We start from the raw sequence: 854 nt of genomic DNA, 5'->3' as shown, positions 1-854 counted from the left end.
ATAAGCCATTTTAAGCCTATGTCTTATATGTAAAAAAAAAAATAATAATACTACAATAACTCTTACACTAGAAAAGTTTTTTAGGTGCAAGGCTATATAAGAATAAAATATACCCTTTTTTAGGCAGAGTGATTAATTGTAAAGCAAAAATAAATAAAAAAGAACCACAGTAGATATATTTCAAAGCAGATGAAAAAAAAATAGCAAATAATAGACATTAAAAAAAAAAAAAAGAATTGATATACTAAATTTTTTTAAGATTGTTTTATGGTTATTATAACAAGATGTTTTAGAGATGTTAAGGAAACATTTAAAATAAAATAAAAAAGTAAAACTACAGCAACCAGTATTCCCATGTGGTCCCCCACCATAGTACTGACTGGTCCAGATGTTGCTTAACTGCGGAGATCGGACGGGATCCGGTGTTTTCAACATTGTATGGCCGTAGCTCATAGAAAATTGAAAACTATTTGTCACATTGTCATTTTTTTTTTTTTAGTAAGTTTTTTTCTGGGAGACTCTTTAAATAGATAGCTATAAAGTAACAGCAGATTGTTGTCTTTTCTTTGTTTTGTTTATTTCTAGGTGATGGACGGCACTGGCCGGTAAGAAAAACCTNCAAGCAGAGAGGCAGACAAGCAGAGAGGCAGACAAGCAGACAAACAGACAAACAGACAAACAGACAAACAGACAAACAGAGAGGCAGACAAACAGAGAGGCAGACAAGCAGACAAACTTAACATAATGCTTGCATACAAGTATCCTTGAAGATCAGAAGCCAAGTGTCAAACTGCTAAACCCAAATTACATAAGTGAACCTAGGCACATGTGAGGTAAGAACATTAAACTAATAC

The 854-nt window shown here is 32.7% G+C and carries 1 rRNA gene; it reads right to left on the bottom strand.

What is annotated here, in order from left to right:
* Positions 1-331: 331 nt before the first annotated feature.
* Positions 332-450: ribosomal RNA gene (gene rrf, locus ACYVIP_RS28210) — 5S ribosomal RNA — on the bottom strand.
* Between the last annotated feature and the right edge of the window lie 404 nt (positions 451-854).

This window comes from Actinophytocola sediminis (assembly GCF_054779715.1).
This window is presented reverse-complemented; position numbering and strand designations above follow the sequence as displayed.